The organism is Serratia sp. BW106, assembly GCF_002607755.1.
Taxonomy (GTDB): Bacteria; Pseudomonadota; Gammaproteobacteria; order Enterobacterales; family Enterobacteriaceae; genus Serratia; species Serratia proteamaculans.
In genome coordinates this window covers 28470-44226 of record NZ_MCGS01000034.1, presented here as the reverse complement: position 1 = coordinate 44226, position 15757 = coordinate 28470, and the positions used below count along the sequence as shown (strand labels likewise).

The window sequence follows — 15757 nt, the reverse complement described above, 5'->3', positions numbered from 1 at the left end:
TATCATCAGCGTTCCCCGATGTTCCGGCGTGGCCGGGCACAAGGAGATAGAGCAGTGAGCGGTTATTTTGACAATATTCTTAGCGATGACGAGGCCCAGCGTCTGGATCTGGCGTTTGAGACGCTGGGCGCGCGGGCAGCAGAGGCCTCTCAGCCATTAAGCGAAGCGGAAGAACTGGCGTGGTTTATGCACCAGCAGCGGGGTGATGGTGGCAGCCAGCAGGCGATGGCCTGGCGATTAGGCGGTGAGCCGGATATCGGCCGGTTGGTCAGTGCACTGGAAGCTCTGACGCGGCTGATGCCAGAGCTGGACGTGCGTTATGACTTTGATGACGAGCAGGGTCTATGCAAGCTGCGCGGTAACGCGACGCTAAACCCAGTGAGCATTCAGGCCGTGGCAGACGAACGACAGGCGGTTAGCCGTGTGTTGCAGGCGCAGGCCACGCCTCTCGAGTTGGCACGTGAAGCGCCGCTACGTTTTCTGCTGTTCACCGGTGCCAGTGCGGTGCTGGGCGTGGTGGCACACGATATTTTGGCTCCAACGCTCTCCTGTCGGCAATTATTGACCACGCTGTCGGCGCTGTATAACGGAATTGAGCCAACGCAGAGCTTTGCCACGATCCCTGCGGTGGCCCCGCAGCCGGAAGCGGCCGATCTGGTGCTGCCGTGGCCACGCCAGGCGACGGCTCTGCGGGATTACCAGACATCCGTCCCCCAGGATGCGCTTCTGGCACAGGCCGGGGTGCGTATAGCGACCCGCGTAGCGCGCAAAATCTTGCCGGTCGCAGACAACCCGGCGACGCTGCTGGCGGCGATTGCCGTGCGCTTTGGTCGCTTTATCTCAGCCCAGTCCGGCGGGCTGCCGGTGCAACTGAGTGTGCCGCAGGACGACGCGCAGCAGGCGAGTGGTCTGGATGCCTGGATGAGCACGGCACGATTGAAACGTCTGACCCTGCAGCCTACGGATCCTGAGGCGGAAAGCCGACTACTGGCACAGCAAACGGCAGAGGTGGTCAATCCTCAGTGGGCCCAACTGCTGGTGACCTGGCTGGCGGACCCGTCGGTGGCGCTGCAACTTGACGTTGTCAGTGCCGAACGGTTATTGCTGCCACCGCTACACACGCCTTTTGAATTGGTGCTGGCGTTGAGCCTGCCGGATCCGGATTCGGTGGTGTTGGAACTGGTGGCCGATCCCCGCTTAACCCCACATGCAGCCCCTTTCCTGCTGGAGCAGTTTGTCGCTTTCCTCGCCGGAAGGACGATAACCCCGGCGCTGCTTGCCGCTGCTGAACACCCCTCAACGCTGGCCGAGGGCGTTTTGGCCGTTGAGGACACGCAGGAAGAAAATGCCGAGATCGCCCAACTGATCCTGGCGGAATTCCGCGATGCGCTGGTCGCACCGGAGATGACCGCCGATGAAGATTTCTTCGACCGTGGCGGACACTCGCTGGTGGCCACCCGCGTCATCGGTCGTTTGCTCAGCCTGCATCGCATCGAACTCAACATTAACGATCTGTTCAGTCACGCCACCGCCCGAGGATTGTCGGCTTACGCCAAACGTCAGGCAGTGGCGCTACCGGTCGCGCAGGAACTCGCCACGCAACAACAGGGCGAAGCCGTCCAGGCGCCGTTGTCGCTGGCGCAGCATTCCCTGTGGAAAGTTTACGAGGCGTTTGGTCACGACGAGATCTTCAACCTGCCCTTTGCCATCAGCTTCCTCGATCCGGTAGACGAAACGGTACTGCGTCAGGCGTTTATCGACGTGATGACGCGCCACAGCGTATTGCGCTCGCTGTTTATCCAACGTCAGGGAGAGGTGTATCAACAGGTGGTGCCGGCCGCTGAGCTGCTGGACTACGCCTGGTTCTCTTTCTCCGATGACACACCGGCCGGTAACGCCAGCGAGTTGCTGGCCAGGGCGGGGGATCACCGCTTTGACCTGACTGCCGAACTGCCGTTGCGCGCCACCTTCTTGCGTGATGCGGCAACCGGTCAGCAATTGCTTTCGCTGTTGTTCCATCATGTGGTGATCGACGAGTGGTCGCTGAACCTGATGATGGACGAACTGGGCATGGCTTACCGTGACCGCATGGCGGGGCAGCTGCCGCAGTGGAGCAGTGAAGTACCGCAGTTTTATACCTTTGCCCGACAGCAGCAGGCGGGCGGCGTCGTCCAGCAGCACCTGGATTATTGGCTTGATAACCTGCGCGATGCGCCGGTCGGACAGCCATTGTTCCAGCAGGAACCCTCGCACCATCCTGCGGTACCGGCTGAGGCCGACGTTAACGGTGGCTGGCTGGAGTTCGACGTCGACCCGGCGGTGGCCGATGGGCTGTACGCGCAGGCCAGAAAGAACAACGCCTCACTGTTCAACGTGGTCTACGCCGGTATTACCACGGCTCTGCGCCTGCTCGGTGGCCCGGCGGATCTGCTGGTGGGCACCTCTACCTCAGGCCGTAACGACGCCGAGTTCTTCGACACCATCGGCTACTTTACTACCGTGGTGGTGCACCGGGTGCGCTTTGGCGAACAGCTGACGGTGGCGGGGCTGATCGACCAGGTTAAAAACACCATTAACGGTTCGATGCCCTACACCGATATTCCCATCGATCTGGTGGAGGAAGGGTTGTTTGGTGTAGATGCCGATCGCAAGAACCACATGTTCGAAGTGTTCATTCAGATCCACAGCCGCATCAAGCTGAACGGCGCATTCACCCTGCAGGACGGCAGCACGGTGGCCTACCGTCAGGTGGAGCCGGAGAAAACCGAATCCTTGCTCGGCCTGCAGTTTGAAGTGATGGAAGAAAACCTCGATGGCGTGAAATCCCTGCGCGTGATGATGACCTACCGCACCGATCACTACACCGCGCAACAGGCGGGGCTGATCGCCGGCACCATTGAGCAGGTGTTTTCGCATTTTTCTCAGCAGGCAGGTGGGGAGATGCGGCTTGCAGCCCTGCCACCGGCACCGCAGCAATGACGTTGTTCACCCTAACTGACTTTATTACTTTCATGGAGATAAACGGATGTCTGGAACACCAGGAACACCTCGCGCTTTATTGTCACTGTTGATCGCCACGTCGTTGGTGGTAGCGGGTGCGGCACAGGCCCGTGATAGCGGGATCAAGCCAGAGGATATCAAGCGTCAGCCGTTGTCGTCGGCGGTGGTGGAGATGGCCTATAGCCCAAGCCAGCAGTCGCTGTTTGTCAGCGCACCGGACTGGAAGGAAGAGGCGAAATCTCGCGTGCTGCGTCTGGATCCGGCCACGCTGGCGGTGCAGGCGGAAATCCCTCTGCAGGTAAAAGGTTTTGGCGTGGCGCTGGATGACGCCGGTCATCGCTTGTATCTGACGCAGGGCTTCAACGGCTCGGTCGGCGTGGTGGATACCGCCACCAACCGTGCTCTGGACAGCATTCCCGTGACCGAAAAATCGATGCTGGCAAAGACCTACAAAGATGCCGGCATCAGCGGAAAGCGGCTGGAGTTCCTGCTCGAGGAGCTTAAGCGCTTCAAGATCACCGAGGATTATCAGTACCGCATCCGCGAGGCAAAATATGATGCGCAGACCGGCCGCCTGTTCCTGCCGGGACTGGGGTTCGGGGTCGACAGCGTGCTGTTTGTGGTGGACACCAAAACCAAAAAACTGGAGAAAACCATCCCCGGTTTCGGTTACAACGCGGTGGGGATCACTATCGATGAAAAAGGGCGGCGGGTCTTCGTCTCCAACATGCAGGGGCAGTTGATCACCCTGAATGCCGATACGCTGGCGATCGCCTCTACCCAGGAGATCCAGGCGGATCAGTTGCTGAACCTGGTGTATGACGGCAAGAACAACCGCTTGTTAGGCGTGGATCAGGGGATCGATCGCGATAACTACCGTAACACTCATTTGGGGCATGACTACGCGAAGCGCAGCAGTGGCCATCGGGTGTTTGCACTGGATGCGGACAGCGGCAAGGTGTTGGCCAGCGAATTGACCGACGAAGTGCCGATCGGCCTGCTGCTGGACGATCGTAACCAGCGGATCTACGTCGCTAACCGTAAAGGGATCCGTGTCGATCACGGTGCAGGGACCTTGACGGTGTTTGATGCGAAGACCCTCAAACGCCAGCAAAAGGTAGAGCTGCCACCGCACCCTAACAGCCTGGCGCTGGACACCCGCAACAACGTGCTGTTCGTGACGGTGAAAAATGACGGTGCCAGCACCAAGGCCGGTAAACCGGAAAGCGTCGTGCGCATTCAACTGCCAAAAAACTAGTTTTACCCTGCTGCGTCAGTGAACGCTGACGCAGCGTATTCCCTTATTTAATAGTGATTAGCGGAGCGGCTCTCTGGCGTTTGCTTATTCTGTTGTTTTAAAAGGGCGGGTTAATATCCCGCCCTGAGCATTTCATCGCGTAATAAATCGATAATGGCCGGCTCTATATGGGGGAACTTGCGTTTAATTTCTGCGATGGCTTCTGCCACGGAAGGGGCGGCAAAGGTCCCGGAGAATGGCAGCAGGGGAAGGCTGGCATCGCTGTCCGGGAATTCACCGCTGATGGTGCCGGTGATCATGTCCGCTCTCTTTTGCGCGGTGAAGTCGTATTCGCCAATATTCTTATTAATCGATGTCATTTTAACCTCGGTATCGGATTTCCTGGTGCCGCTACGCACCGGTCAACGCCTTCCTTTAAGCATAGTCCCTGAGTCGCTGAGCACCACCGACTCTCAGCCCGACACCTTTGATATGGGTCAATCCCACATAAACATAAGGTAATAAAGCCTGGCCTTGAACCGATAATTTGATTATAAACAACGGCGTTAGGGACAATGTTCTCATCTGAATTGGAGTATTTAAGTTGGCTAAAGTGAATCGACTGTTTGCCGGTGCGTTACTGGCGTTATTGCTTCCTGCTGTCGCTGCGGCGGCGGATTACCGCGCGGGTGAACAATATACCCGCCTGGATAAGCCGGTGGCCTCTGCCCCTGCGGTGATGGAGTTTTTCTCCTTCTATTGCGGCCCCTGCTATCAGTTTGCCGATACCTACCATGTGGGCAGCACCGTCAGCCAGGCATTGCCTGCGGGCACCAAACTGACCAAATACCACGTTGGCCTGATGGGCAAACTGGGTAATGAGCTGACCGAAGCCTGGTCGGTGGCGATGGTGATGGGCATTGAGGACAAAATTGAAGGCTTGCTGTTCGACGAGCTGCAAAAGAAGCGCGCCATCAACAGTGAACAAGATATCCAGCGGGTGTTTGCCGCTGCCGGTGTGGATGCTGCTACCTATGAAAATGCGCGCCACAGCCTGCTGGTGAAGGGCATGATTGCCAAACAGAATGAGGCAGTGAAGGCGCTGGACGTGCGTGCAACGCCATCGTTTTATGTCTCCGGCAAGTACAAAATCGACAATGCCGGTATGGCGAGCCAAAGCGTTGACGGTTACGCCAAAGAGTACGCCGCCGTGGTTCGCTATTTATTGGATACTCAGCCCTAAGCGTTATTTTCCGGCTGGCAGATCCAGTGCGTGACGCAGTTCATCGCGCGCCTGCTGGTATTGCTGCTGGAAATCTTGCTGCTGCGAGAGCTGTTGGCTGATCACGCTGCCGGAGATTCGGCCCATCTCAATATCTGACGGGTAGTGAATACCGGCGACTACGCGGTTATCACCGTATTGCCAGGCGCGCGCCATGATCTCGGCGCGCTTTTCCGGCACCATATTAGCCAGCGTAATGCCCATTAGCGTGCCCAGCGTGGTATGGCCGGAGGGCCAGGAGCCGGAAGTGGAGCGTTTCACGATCGGTTCTATACGGCTATCCAGCATGTGTGGGCGTGGACGCTTCCAAAAGTCTTTGGCAGGGTCGACCACGGCGGCTTCGGTGGCGACAATGCGCTCAAAGAAGGCGCTCAGCACCGGCAGGGCCTGAGCATTGAATTTCGGCCCCATCACGTTGCTGTACACCCAAACATTCTCTTCTGCATCCGCCTTGGCCTGAGTGGCCATTTCCGTTGTCCGTTTCTGCTGCATATCCACCACTTCCTGCAATTCCCGTTTGGTTTGTACCGAGTCATTGGCCGGTGGCGGTGGCAGGATCTTGGTCAGATCAACCTGCTTGGCGGTGGTGAAGGGCTGTGCTTCTTCGGCAGCGTAAGCGCTGAACGCAGGCAGGGCGGCAGCCGTGAACAAGCACAGTGCCAGCGCAGATTTTTGTAATATTTTCATTAGGAATACCCATGGTGTGAAGTTGGTTGTCATCAAACTGGGCTCTATATTTGGTGCGTAATGTGATGGTTACATGACGGATGCGTGTCTATTTGATGACGTGGGTTCTGTTGCCGGCGCAATCTGTGATCCCAGCGCCAAATCCCGTCCCCGACATTGCTTGTATGTTACCGGGTTGTTATGTTGATTTTCTGTTCGACGCCGTTCGCGTTTCATCGCTGATGTTTTGAGGGGTAAGCCATGGCAATTTCCGTACAGGTCAGGGAGGTCGGCTTCGAGGAATGGCTGGCGAAAATCAATTCCGCCTGTGGCCGGTTTTGCGCCAAGACGCTGGGGCCTGGCTTTAGCGGCGCGATGCAGGAGTTCCGCGCCCACGCGTTGCGTCTGAGCGTGGTTGATGCTGCCCAGACCCGGCTGTACCGTACCCAACAGGAGATTGCCCGTAGCGACGGCTCGCACTTTTTCACGGTGTTTCAACTGCGTGGCAGCTCATTGATGGAGCAGGGCGATCGGCAGGCGGTATTGTCCGCCGGTGACGTCACGCTGATTGACGCCTCACGCACCAGCAGCTTTACCTTCCAACAGAATTCCCGCCAAATCTCATTACTGATGCCGCGCAGCTATCTCGAGCAGTCTGCGTCCGAAGTACAGTACGCCCGGCGGCTCGATGCGCAAAGCAGCGTGGTGCGCCTTAGTCGGCAACTGGTGTTGGGTTGCATGCAGGACTCGCAGATGAGCGCTCCGGAAAGTGAAGCGATACTGAACGCGGTGGCGACGCTGTTGCGTCCGGCGCTGGTCGAGCGCGTGGTTGAGGAAGACCGTCATCCGCGCAGCTTTAATCGAACGCTGGCGTTTATCGATACGCATATTCAGTCGCCGCAGTTGCGGCCGGAGTGGATTGCCGGCGAGCTTGGCGTTTCGGTACGCAGTTTGTATCGGATGTTTGCTCGTCAGGGACTGGTGGTGGCGCAATATATCAAGCACCGCCGTCTGGATTTGTGCGCGCAGGCATTACGCAGCGCACCGGAGCGACAGAAACTGGCCACTATCGGCTATGACTGGGGCTTTAGCGATCACAGCCACTTTTCCACCGCCTTCAAAAGCCGTTTTGGCGTTTCGCCGAGCGAATACCGTAAACAGCATCAATAGCGCCACAGGTGGCGCTATTGATGATTAAGTCGCTGTTTAGTAACGGATACACACCGATTTGGATTCGGTATAGGCATCCAGCCAGTCCGGGCCGAAGTCGCGGCCACTGCCCGATTGTTTAAAGCCGCCGAAAGGCATGTTGGCGTCGATCAACGTATGGGTATTGACCCAGACCGTACCGGTCTGAATGCGTGGCGTGTACGCCATTGCAGCCTGCAGACTGGTGGTCCACAGACTGGCGGTCAGGCCGTAGTCGGTGTCATTGGCTTTGCGCAGCGCCTCTTCGGCGTCCGCCACGCGGATCAGATTCACCACCGGACCAAACACTTCTTCGCGCGTCAGGTTCAGCTTATCGTCTGGGTTAATCACCAGTGTCGGCGGAATATAAAACCCCTGCGAATCCGGCCCGCTCGCGCCGCTGATCAGCTCCGCATGCTTGGATCTGGCATCGTCCAGATAGGCTGCCACTTTATTACGGTGATCGCTGGATACCAACGGGTTGATCTGCGCATTGGCATCCATGCCCGGCCCGACGGTCAGGGATTTCACCGCCTGCTCGAACCCGGCCACCAGGGTGTCGTAGATCGGTGCTTCAATATAAATCCGCGAACTGGCGGCGCACACTTGGCCCTGATTGAGGAAGCTGCCCGCCATCAGGCCTTCGATGACCTGCTGGGGATCGGCGTCTTTCAGCACGATGGCCGGGTTTTTACCGCCCAGTTCCAGCGTGACGCGGGTCAGGCGATCTGCCGCTGCGCGCGCGATACCTTTGCCGACCGGCGTGGAGCCGGTAAAGCTCACTTTGGCGACCAGCGGGTGTTCGGTCAGTGCCTTGCCGCAGCCGGTGCCTTTGCCGGTTACCACGTTGAATACGCCCGGCGGAATACCGGCCTCGGTGGCCAGTTCGGCCATGCGCAGCACGGTGAGCGGGGTGGTTTCCGAGGGTTTGATGACGATAGAGCAACCCGCCGCCAGCGCCGGCATCACTTTCCACATGGCGATCATCAGCGGGAAGTTCCACGGCACGATACCGGCCACTACGCCAATCGGTTCTTTGCGGGTATATACCTGATATTTGGCACCCGGTGGTATCGGGATCGACACGTCCAGCGTTTGGCCGGTGATCTTGGTGGTCAGCCCGGCGGTGTAGCGCATCCAGTTCACCGTGCTGCCGACTTCAAACATGCGGGCGATATTGATCGACTTGCCCTGTTCCAGCGTTTCCAACTGGGCCAGCTCTTCGCTGTGTTGCTCAAGGAGATCGGCATAGCGCAGTAAAATGCGTTCGCGCTCGGCGGGTAAACGCTGTGCCCAGATCCCGGCGGTAAAAGCCTGATGGGCCGATTGCACGGCACGCGCGACGTCCTGTGCGTTGGCATCGGCGGTAGAAGAGATTTGCTGTCCGTCGGCGGGGTTATACACCGCCAGCCGGCCTTCGGCGCTGGCTTCGCACCATTGGCCGTCGATATATAGCCCATGATGACGATCGAGAAAACGCGAAACGCTGTCCATCATTGCTAGGGTATTGTCAGGCATACGCCCTCCTGTCAGACAAAAAAGGTCGCTATCGTTAACCTTAAAAGCTTACAGCAGGTGGAGAGGATCGACTTTTGTCTGCCTGACAATCGGTTTGCCCTGCGTGACATGATGGGGGAGATGCTAACGGCTGAACGGGTCAGCCGTTAGGGAACCGGATCAGGAACTGAGGGTCGCCAGACGGGTGGCGAAGCCGAGGAACAGCAGGCCAATCAGACCATTGCCCAGTTTTGCCAGGCCTTTCTTGTGGTTGAAGAAGTGCGCCAGCATCGCGCCGGAGAAGATCAGCGTGGTCATATAGAGAAAACTGACCGACTCGAGGATCAACGCCAGAATGGTGAACGACAGGCCGGTGTGGGCATAGTCGAAGTCGATAAACTGCACAAAGAACGACACATAGAACAGGATCGCTTTCGGGTTGGTCAGGCTGAGCGTCAGTGATTTGCGCAGAATACTGTGGCTGCCTTCAATCTGTTGATGCTGTGCCGCATTTTTCTGGATAAAGGTGGCATAGAGAATTTTTGCACCCAGAAACAGCAGGTAAATCGCGCCGAGAAAACGCACCAGGGTAAACAGAAATGGTGTGGTGCGGATCAGCGAAGCCACGCCGATATAGGCGCAGAAAATCAGAATTGCATCACCGATAAACACGCCCAGTGCGGCGGTATAGCCAGCTCGCACACCGCGTGTCACGCCGGTTTTCAGCACGTACAACGTATTCGGGCCCGGCAGGATGATGATAAAAATCACCCCGGCCAGATAGGTCCAAAGATTCAGGACGCCAAAACTCTCTAACACAATAACCTCTCCATGCGCGGAACTGACAGCCAATAACACTGGCTACACCCGTAGCCGGGCGTGATCCTAACGCCGCAGCGGCGGGTTGGCAACGTAATAAACTTCATGTTGTTTGCCGTATTTCGTCGCCCGTTACACAGGGGTTAAAAAGGGGTTATGGCTTGCGTGCCAGCAGCGTGGCGAAACGCAGCGAAATGCGGTTACCGGCGGCGTCGGTCTTGTGCAGTTGGCCAACCTCTTCGTTGTACTTAAGCACTTCCCAACCGGCGTAATACTCTTTCAGCTCACCCGGTTTAAAGGTGAACGGGAAAGGCAGGCTACAAGGATAATCCGGTGTATCCATCGCCGCGACAATCAGGTTGTAACCGCCGTTGACGGTACTGTCCTGCATGTTTTTCACCAGCGAGGGGATCTGCGCCGGGTTGAGGAACATCAACACCACGGTAGAAAGGATAAAGTCGTATTCGCCGCTGAAGCTGTGGGTGTTGAGGTCTTGCACACTGGCGCGAATGTGCGACAAGCCTTCGCTATCGATGATGCCATTGAGATTATCAATCGATGGGCCGTGTTTGTCCCAGGCGGTGACGTCAAAGCCTTTCAGGTTGAGATAAAGCGAGTTGCGCCCGCCGCCGCAGCCCAAATCCAGCGTCTTGCCGGGCGCGATCTGCTGGACGGCCTCAATCACTTCGGAGTGGGTACGGGTCAGTTGGTATTTCTTGTGATAGTAATCTTCCGGCGAACAATAGAAAGCCAGTTGGCAGGTCATATCATCGGAGAACGAAACGATGCGGTGCCATTGCTGCGGCTCGATAAACGGCGGTTGGCTCTCGGGGCTGAACTGCCAGGTTTCGGTAGTCTCGCCCTGTTCGTTCATCAGTGCGAAGGTCAATGTCCCGCTCAGTAGCCTGAGTTTGGCCCAGGTGCCGCTTTGGGTGTTGTGCTTTTGCTGGAAACTTTCCGGCAGCGTGGTGCTGTTCCATTCTGGCAGGGTTTTATAACAAAGCAGTTCGTTCATGTATCACTCCTTGGGTTCTGCGTTGCCGCATGTGGCGGGCGAACAGAATGATTTTATATGTTGCATATAAAATACATGTTTATGGGGCCATTGAAAATGCCCAGTAGCATGAAAGGCGTGATTTAGAGCTTACGGTGCATTCGGGTATTGACCGCCCTGAAGCCGAGCCGGGTATATAGTCTGGCCGCCGTCGGATTGTCGTCGAAGACCGCCAGTTCGGCATATTCGGCACCGGCATCCCGTCCGGCATCCAGCACCGCGCTGAGGATCTTCTCACCGTAACCTTTGCCCCGCCAGGCACTATCCACTTCAAAATCATAGATAAACAACTGCTTACCGTAGGTGCGTTGTTTGATGTTGTACCAGACGATGGCGATATTCTCTTCTGCTCCCACCAGCCGGGCACAAACCAACCTGTGGTTGGGCGTCGCCAACCCCTGGGGCAACGAGTCGTTATAGGTGGCTGCGGCTTCCACCTGCGCTTGCTCCTGACTCAGCAGCAGAGAACGCTGCAGATCCCTGGCATATTCTTCGATTGCGTGAGTGCAGTAACGCTCGAATTCCTGCTGGTTCATGTCTCTGAGTTCAATCATTGGGTTGTTCCTTGACGGTTATTTTCCTTTCATGGCCCGGTATTAACGACCGAAACGGCATATTTAAACTGGATCAGGGTCTGCGACTGGGCTAACGTCAGTGCAGTTTAAGCTAAAACGATCAGGGAAAAGATGCTAATTCGCCGTTTTATCAACCCGATGACCTTACGTCCGTTGAGTCTGCTCGCGCTGCTGGTGCTGGCTGGCTGTACCACTAAAACGCCTACTGCGCCGGTGCAACGTCCGGCAGACGTCAAAGCCCAGTTGGTGCGGTTAATGCCGGCCAATACCGCCGATCGCCAGGGCTGGGCCACCGATATTACCGCCGCCTTTGCCGCGCAGGGTATTGAACCCAGCGACCAAAACCTGTGTTCGGTGCTGGCTGTCACCGAGCAAGAGTCGACCTTCCAGGCCAACCCGCCGGTGCCGGGGCTGCCAAAAATCGCCTGGAAAGAGATCGACCGCCGCGCCGACCAACTGCATATTCCCAATTTCCTGGTGCACACCGCCCTGCTGATTAAATCGTCGAATGGCAAGAGCTACAGCGAGCGGTTGGACAAGGTGCGCACAGAGAAAGACCTGAGCGATATTTTTGATGACATGATCGATTCGGTGCCGATGGGGCAGAAGCTGTTTGGCAGCCTGAATCCGGTGCATACCGCCGGGCCAATGCAGGTGAGTATTGCCTTCGCCGAAGCCCATGCCAAAGGTTATCCGTACCCGATTGACGGCTCAATCCGCCGCGAAGTATTCAGCCGCCGTGGTGGCATGTATTTCGGTATCGCCCACCTGCTGGGGTATCCGGCCAACTACAGCCAACCGATTTACCGCTTTGCCGACTTCAATGCCGGTTGGTACGCCAGCCGCAACGCGGCTTTCCAAAGTGCAGTCAGCCGGACGACGGGTATTCCGCTGGCACTGGACGGCGATTTGATTAACTACGGCACCGACAAGCCGGGCACTACCGAACTGGCCGTGCGTACCCTCGGCAAGCGCCTGGATATGAGCAACTCGTCGATTCGCCGGGCGCTGGAGAAGGGCGATTTGCTGGAGTTTGCCGACACCGACCTGTATGAGCGAGTCTATGCTCTGGCGGAGAAATCCACCGGCAAGAAACTGCCACGGGAAATGCTGCCGGGCATTCAACTGGAAAGCCCGAAAATTACCCGTAAGCTGACCACCGCCTGGTTTGCCAAGCGGGTGGACGAGCGGCGCCAACGTTGTATGACGCGCGCCTCGGCGGGTTAAACCTGTGGGGTACTGATAAACGCAGGATGCCGCTCGGCCTGGGCGGCAAATGCCGCCAGCGTCGGGTGGTTATCGGCGCTAATCAGCCCGGGGAGCATGAGTTGAGTGAAGCTCCAGGCCACCGCCACGCTGACCTCAGCAACGTAATTGGTTATGTTAGTGTTTTTTTAATCCGACGGAGGTATAAATATGTCTGAATAGATGGCGGGGAGAGCAATGGTCGTGTCCAGATTGCCAGTAATAGAACCTTGATCAACTAGCGACGGATATCACTGCATCAACGCGTGACGGGCGCTTAGGGGCAGCCAATTAATCTAGTTGGTTTCGAGAAAGCCTATTTTCACCCGGTACAACTAGTTATTTCCGCCCACTTCGGTCACACTGCAGACGCTGATAAAACGTATGATTTAGGTGATATGAGCGTTCATTAACTAATTCTTAATTAGGCTCCATGAACGCGAACAGGGTGGGAATGGGGAGTAAAAATAAAATCAGAGTTGCAAGTATCCTTTTGTAGCTACAATATTTTCAATGTCATTTTTATACATTCCCATTAAAGTCATAACTTTTTCAGTTAGTTGTTCGAATTGAACTTCATCAATCATCAACCTTTCGCCATGGGCTATATCATTTCTTGCATTTACTATCGACTCATCAATGTAAGGGTAGTATGTTTTGTAATCAACTGTATTTATTCCTATTGACTTTGCTATGTTGTCAAATACTATAGAGCTTAAGTTTGATTGAGTGTCGACGTAATTCTCATGTTTTATAACTGCAATATTAGAACTTTTTTCTATCATCGCGCTTAGAAAACGTAGGCATGTATCTACGTCTTTTGTTTCAGAGAATCCATGAATTTCCTTTTTTAATACATGTGTTGTGTAAACTAATTTCAAAGAATTCATAGTTAGTTTTTGATAATGCAAATAATTTAAAAATAACTCAGTGGAATTTTTAATGAAACCTTCCCAATGAGAATAAGATATTGCTACACCAGAACGTATTATGGTTTTCTTGAGTGCACCATTCTTGCCTTTAGCCTCCATTCGCAGATGTATTATCTCTTTTTTTCGCCAAGATAGTTCATTGGTTAACTCTCGAAATAAAATGCTTACGGTTCTGATTTCCATATCAATCAAACCATACTTTTGCTTTTGGTAAGGTTTTTATTAATCGGCTCGGTGCACTGACACCTGCACGTGCATAGTTTGTAAAGTCGGGATCAAGCCACATGGCTTTAATCTTTCCTTCAAGGTAAGCTGCTGGCTCAGCTTCATATTTTTCAATGTTAGCTGCAATACCTTGTGTTATCACTTCATATGCGGAAATCAAAAACCCTCTTGAAAATGTAGTGCCGTCATATTTCTTAAATGTATTCTGTCCCATCTTTGAATTCAAAACATCAAAAGTTCTTATGAATATTTCAGTCTCACCATCTATATTGTATTTTTTATCCGAGGAAATAGTTCTTGAAATTGTATTTAACCATTCATTGATATCAACGCTTTTATCGAAAGCTGCATATCTATAGGCTAAGAAACGTAATATTAAGTCCATTGGCTTCTGCTCTGAAATTGATTTTTCAGTTTGAAGTGTTATTTCCGAGAACTTATCGTATTGGCTAAGTTTAGATAGTTTTTCATACAGATCTTTATTAAGCATAACCATAATGCAATTTCTGACTTCTTGATCTGTTAGGCTAGAACCACCTGTATTCAATCGTTCAAAAAGTTCGTATTTTGTTTTTTCATCACTTTCTTTTTTTAGTATCTCAACTCGTAGACGTGTTCTTTCAAAGTCTAAGCGTATAGATAAGGGGATAACTGTTTCATCTTCGTCATTTTCTGCGTTCCATTTCATACTATCAAGAGAAGGTAACAATCTGGTTCCAGATGGAATGAATTGTGGGTATAAACCTTCATCTGCTTTTTTTAACACTCCAGAAAACTCAAAGATAGTCGAAAGTCTTTGTAATCCATCTATTACTTCCCAACGCCCATTTTCGTCAGTAAAAACAAAAATTGGTGGGATGGGAATGCCTAATAATAAAGATTCTATAAATCTGGTTTTTTGAGAGCTATCCCACCGAAATAATCTTTGATAATTAGGATTGATAATCATCTCTGAGCGCTCATAGATACGAGTTAATTCACCGATAGACATATCAAAGCTATCTTTAGCTATTTCTTTTTTTGCACTTCTCAACTCATCTTGCAAGTTCATCTCATGAATCCTTAGTTTTATTGACCTACATAATCTAACATAAAAATTTTTACTATTTCTACCGGATTTTTGGCATGACTCACAGTTCCTGCTTTATGTATTTTTATAGGGCTATTCTTACTGATTTTATCGTGCAAACCGTAGTGCCGTAGTCTTGAATACAGACGTTGATTAGTGACTAACTGTCAAATTGCACACTGGATGAATCAGGGCTGGTAGTTGTTTGTGATGCGCGCAGCTTTGTGAACATTAGTCTCCTGAAACGCTGGTAGCTATCACATCATCTGCTTGCATTCTATAGGCAAGCCAGAGCCATCAATTGTTCATCAACTTGTTGCTGCTCATCTAAGGTTTACCGTCCGGTTTTTGAGTGACATTGACACTAAACACCTTAGGGGTCAGAGTTGAGCGGTATGGGCTTTCTAAGTTGTAGGTCCACGCTAATATGTTAGATGTTATTTTCAAAAAATATCCATCTTAAAATAAAATATACTTTTCGGATTGTTTTTCAATGTGTAAGTTTTATTTCCACATCTTTAAATTTGAACTAATAGCAGAGGAAATCATGCCGCCATTTAAGGCGGCATAAATTAATTTTTATTCTGTATCGCATCAGAGCGGAGCCTAGCACCAACTGTAGATTCTATAATGTTATCCCTAATTTTTTCAACTTTATCACTTTTCACTACGGCAACCTCAACATGACGGGCAAAGTTTTCATACTCTGATTTATTTTTAAGTTCATGACTTAAAACAGCAACACCTTCCTCTCTTGAACTACACTTGCTAAGTAAATCCATCAATTTCTCAAACCCTTTATAATTTCCGGGTAAGCTTTTATTAGTAATAAAATTTGTTTTCTTTACTAGTTTCAGAGTGAACTGATAATCACCTGACATGATTTTTTCAATATCATTATTACTTAACTCGAGAACAGCATCTTGCAGCTCTCGAAAGATCGAAGCCAACGTTCTGGAGTCGCTCAT

General features: G+C 53.1%; 15 protein-coding genes. 5 read left to right on the top strand and 10 right to left on the bottom strand.

The window, feature by feature from the left end; all coding sequences use genetic code 11:
• Window positions 1–54: 54 nt before the first annotated feature.
• Together BEI65_RS20635 and BEI65_RS20630 are read left to right on the top strand one after the other, a co-directional pair.
• Window positions 55–2979, top strand: a complete 2925-nt coding sequence (locus BEI65_RS20635) for a condensation domain-containing protein (protein WP_099064905.1) — start codon at window positions 55–57, stop codon at window positions 2977–2979.
• A gap of 46 nt (window positions 2980–3025) precedes the next feature.
• Entirely contained in the window at window positions 3026–4258 is a 1233-nt protein-coding gene (locus BEI65_RS20630; RefSeq protein WP_099064904.1) for a YncE family protein, read from the top strand.
• A 110-nt stretch (window positions 4259–4368) separates the two neighbouring features.
• On the opposite strand, the gene BEI65_RS20625 is transcribed toward BEI65_RS20630, so the two are convergent.
• Window positions 4369–4617, bottom strand: a complete 249-nt coding sequence (locus tag BEI65_RS20625; RefSeq protein ID WP_099064903.1) for a hypothetical protein — start codon at window positions 4615–4617, stop codon at window positions 4369–4371.
• A 224-nt stretch (window positions 4618–4841) separates the two neighbouring features.
• On the opposite strand from BEI65_RS20625, the gene BEI65_RS20620 reads away from it, so the two are divergent.
• Complete coding sequence (locus BEI65_RS20620) at window positions 4842–5480, top strand: DsbA family protein (protein ID WP_099064902.1); 639 nt, start codon at window positions 4842–4844, stop codon at window positions 5478–5480.
• A 3-nt stretch (window positions 5481–5483) separates the two neighbouring features.
• Here the strand turns inward: BEI65_RS20620 and BEI65_RS20615 are convergent, their stop codons facing one another.
• Entirely contained in the window at window positions 5484–6206 is a 723-nt protein-coding gene (locus BEI65_RS20615; protein WP_099064901.1) for a phosphatase PAP2 family protein, read from the bottom strand.
• A 240-nt stretch (window positions 6207–6446) separates the two neighbouring features.
• Between BEI65_RS20615 and feaR the strand changes: the two genes are divergently transcribed.
• Window positions 6447–7355, top strand: a complete 909-nt coding sequence (gene feaR, locus BEI65_RS20610; protein WP_099064900.1) for a transcriptional regulator FeaR — start codon at window positions 6447–6449, stop codon at window positions 7353–7355.
• A 36-nt stretch (window positions 7356–7391) separates the two neighbouring features.
• Here the strand turns inward: feaR and BEI65_RS20605 are convergent, their stop codons facing one another.
• The 4 genes from BEI65_RS20605 to BEI65_RS20590 all read right to left on the bottom strand — a co-directional run bounded on the left by BEI65_RS20605 (window position 7392) and on the right by BEI65_RS20590 (window position 11297).
• Window positions 7392–8891, bottom strand: coding sequence for an aldehyde dehydrogenase family protein (locus tag BEI65_RS20605; RefSeq protein WP_099064899.1), 1500 nt, complete (start codon window positions 8889–8891; stop codon window positions 7392–7394).
• Window positions 8892–9050: 159 nt separating this feature from the next.
• On the bottom strand, window positions 9051–9689 hold the full coding sequence (leuE, locus tag BEI65_RS20600; protein WP_085115370.1) for a leucine efflux protein LeuE: 639 nt from the start codon (window positions 9687–9689) through the stop codon (window positions 9051–9053).
• Window positions 9690–9843: 154 nt separating this feature from the next.
• A complete protein-coding gene (gene tehB / locus BEI65_RS20595; protein ID WP_099064898.1) occupies window positions 9844–10704 on the bottom strand; it encodes an SAM-dependent methyltransferase TehB in 861 nt (286 codons plus the stop codon).
• Between the two features lie 122 nt (window positions 10705–10826).
• A complete protein-coding gene (locus BEI65_RS20590; protein WP_099064897.1) occupies window positions 10827–11297 on the bottom strand; it encodes an N-acetyltransferase in 471 nt (156 codons plus the stop codon).
• A 132-nt stretch (window positions 11298–11429) separates the two neighbouring features.
• Here BEI65_RS20590 and BEI65_RS20585 point away from each other — a divergent pair, with 132 nt between their 5' ends.
• Entirely contained in the window at window positions 11430–12545 is a 1116-nt protein-coding gene (locus BEI65_RS20585; protein WP_099064896.1) for a DUF1615 domain-containing protein, read from the top strand.
• Here the strand turns inward: BEI65_RS20585 and BEI65_RS27355 are convergent.
• The 4 genes from BEI65_RS27355 to BEI65_RS20565 all read right to left on the bottom strand — a co-directional run bounded on the left by BEI65_RS27355 (window position 12542) and on the right by BEI65_RS20565 (window position 15757).
• Window positions 12542–12673: a hypothetical protein gene (locus tag BEI65_RS27355; protein ID WP_255409032.1), complete on the bottom strand. Its 132-nt coding sequence runs from the start codon at window positions 12671–12673 to the stop codon at window positions 12542–12544. The genes BEI65_RS20585 and BEI65_RS27355 overlap by 4 nt on opposite strands.
• Before the next feature lie 363 nt (window positions 12674–13036).
• A complete protein-coding gene (locus tag BEI65_RS20575) occupies window positions 13037–13678 on the bottom strand; it encodes an MAE_28990/MAE_18760 family HEPN-like nuclease (protein WP_099064895.1) in 642 nt (213 codons plus the stop codon).
• 1 nt (window position 13679) lies between these two features.
• Window positions 13680–14771 carry a DUF262 domain-containing protein gene (locus tag BEI65_RS20570; RefSeq protein WP_099064894.1) on the bottom strand — a complete coding sequence of 364 codons (1092 nt, stop codon included), beginning with the start codon at window positions 14769–14771 and terminating at the stop codon, window positions 13680–13682.
• Window positions 14772–15361: 590 nt separating this feature from the next.
• A complete protein-coding gene (locus tag BEI65_RS20565) occupies window positions 15362–15757 on the bottom strand; it encodes a hypothetical protein (RefSeq protein WP_099064893.1) in 396 nt (131 codons plus the stop codon).